The organism is Moorena sp. SIO4E2 (assembly GCF_010671945.1).
Classification (GTDB): Bacteria; Cyanobacteriota; Cyanobacteriia; order Cyanobacteriales; family Coleofasciculaceae; genus Moorena; species Moorena producens.
Window position 1 is genome coordinate 1 of sequence record NZ_JAAHIE010000818.1, and the last position, 2,659, is coordinate 2,659.

Genomic DNA, 2,659 nt, shown 5'->3' on the forward strand with positions numbered 1-2,659 from the left:
TTTGTCAACCCCTCTACCTAAATCCTTACACTATATTTATCTACAATCAAGATTTATTGGCTTGACAAGATATTGATTTATTGTGCGTCTCTATCCAGATAATCTTTAATTAAAGAATTAAAGATTCTGTAAAACTATATTTTTTTTGCGGTAGATATCCGAAATCCAGCTATATTAAAATTAGCAAGCAGTAATTTTTAATCTTGACTATGGGGTAAATACGGAATAAATTATGTAGCCAAAAGAAATACGTAATCGTTATTATAGCCCGTGTTAAAAATTATTTACTGGCGATAAATGAGGGACTTACGTGAAGACTTACTTTAGAGGATATCTCCCAAGTTTTTTGATACTGAATTTTGCCCCCCTGACCCCCCAAGCGAGGGATTGCTCGCTTGGGGGGAACAAGAGTCAATTTGCTTCTAAAAGTCCCCCAGAATTGGGGGACCAACGGGGGCTTGGATGTAGCAAATGAGACTTCTCAGACAACCTCTTAGACGAAAACCCGTGAATCTTGGGGATAACTAAAGTAAATTACCCGGTTTTAGCAAACCATGTAGCTACTTTCCAAACACCTTATTAGAAGAGATAGAGTATTTTACTGCATCTACCACATTAGCGGTTGGGATGCAATCTTAACCTAAGTACTAACCTGATGAAAAATCATTTATCTAACTTAAAAGTGGTTAGAAACCTCAAGCCTACTCAGCTTGGTCTAGCAGTAACCACTTTCGCTGCCCTAGGATTTACCATGTCTGTGCCTGCAGAAGCAGGAGAATTCCGCACCATTAATGGATTGAACAACAACCCCAATGACCCGACATTGGGTGAAGCCGAAACACCACTACTTCGGCTCCTGACTCCTGCTTACGAGGATGGCTTTAACGCACCAAGAATAACCGGTCCCACCGGCAATGTTCTGCCTAACCCTCGTGACATTAGCAATACCATTGTGCGCCAGACTGAATTCGTGCCTAATTTCCTCCGGGCCAGCGACTGGATCTGGCAGTGGGGGCAGTTGATTGATCACGACTTTGCTCTGAATGAGGGAGGGTTAAATAGCCCACCAGAGGATTTCATCCCCATCCCAATTAACCCGATTGACATTGCCACTCGTCGTCGAGATCCACTTGGAGAATCTGCTACTTCTATACCCTTTATTAGGGTTCCTGCAGCTGAAGGGACTGGCACTGGGCTTGGCAATCCGCGCCAGCAGATCAACGAGCTGACTTCTTTTATTGATGGTTCACAGGTCTACGGATCTGATCAAGTGCGGGCGGAATTTTTACGTACTAATGACGGTACTGGAAAGCTCAAGAGCCAGATTATCAATGGTGAAGAGCTACTACCTTTCAACACTGCCGGATTGCCTAATAGTAACACTAGGGGTGCTGGAGCATTACCACCAGAACAGTTGTTCATCGCTGGGGATATTCGTACCAACGAACAAATTGGCTTAACCGCAGCTCACACTTTGATGGTGCGAGAGCACAATCGTCTGGCTGAAGAACTTAGTGAAAAAATTGACGCTGGCGACCCGGTGATTTTGGAGAAGTTAGAAGAGTCAGGACTTGAGAAAGGCGACTTTATCTACGAATCAGCTCGTAAGGTTGTCGGGGCTCAGATTCAGGTGATCACATACAATGAATTCCTACCGCTGTTCATTGGCGATAGCCTTTTGGAGGATTACTCTGGCTACGATCCCACCGTTGACCCCAGTGTCAGTCAAGAATTTACCAATGCTAACTTCCGCGTTGGCCACACTCTTCTGTCGGAAAATCTTCAGCGTATTAATAATAACGGCGATTCCGTCGGAAGTATCTCCCTTGGTGATGCTTTCTTCAATCCCCAAGAAGTGATTGATAACGGTGTCGATTCACTGTTTTTGGGTTTAGCGTCCCAGGTCGCTGAAGAGGTTGACAATCAGATAGTGGACGGGGTGCGGAACCTCCTTGCCCCGAATGGTAGCGGTCAAGGCTTTGACCTCGCTTCACTCAATATTGCGCGAGGAAGGGAAGTTGGCCTTCCCGGCTACAATCAGGCTCGTATCGAACTCGGTCTGGATCCGGTCACTGGCTTCTTGACCACCGACACCGAACTTGGCATTACTTCTGACCCAGAAATAGCAACTCTATTTGAAAAAATCTACCAGTCTGTAGACGATGTGGATTTCTGGATTGGAGGAATATCCGAGGACTCCTTCAACGGTGGATTGGTCGGTGAACTATTCAATAGCTTCATCTCAGACCAGTTCATCCGCGTACGGGATGGTGACCGCTTCTTTTACCTCAACGATCTCGAGCATCTGTTGGCTTTGGATCCAGATCTAGAAAGCACTACCCTCTCAGGCATTATTCGCCGGAACTCAAGCATTACCAACATCCAGGATAATGCTTTCGTTGTCCCAGAAGACGTGCCCGAACCTAGCAGCATCCTTGGCTTAGTTACACTCCTAGGTTTAGCAGCTATAGGGCAGCGCTCAGGAAATAAGAAATAGGGAATAGGGAATAGGAAAAGAAAAGTGCCCGGGCGCGGGGCCCGGGCACGGAGAGTGTAATTTGATTTCCGGTTATACTGATTTTCTAGCAGTTCTCATAGTAATGAGGTACACATAATTTTTTCCCTATTACCATCTTGATCCAGTATTCCCGTCTTGATA

Annotated in this window: 1 protein-coding gene; it reads left to right on the forward strand. The window is 45.5% G+C overall.

The genetic code is table 11. The features are described 5' to 3' along the window. The first annotated feature begins 655 nt into the window (after window positions 1–655). Window positions 656–2,497, forward strand: a complete 1,842-nt coding sequence (locus F6K37_RS37630) for a peroxidase family protein (protein WP_287256132.1) — start codon at window positions 656–658, stop codon at window positions 2,495–2,497. The last annotated feature ends 162 nt before the right edge of the window (window positions 2,498–2,659 follow it).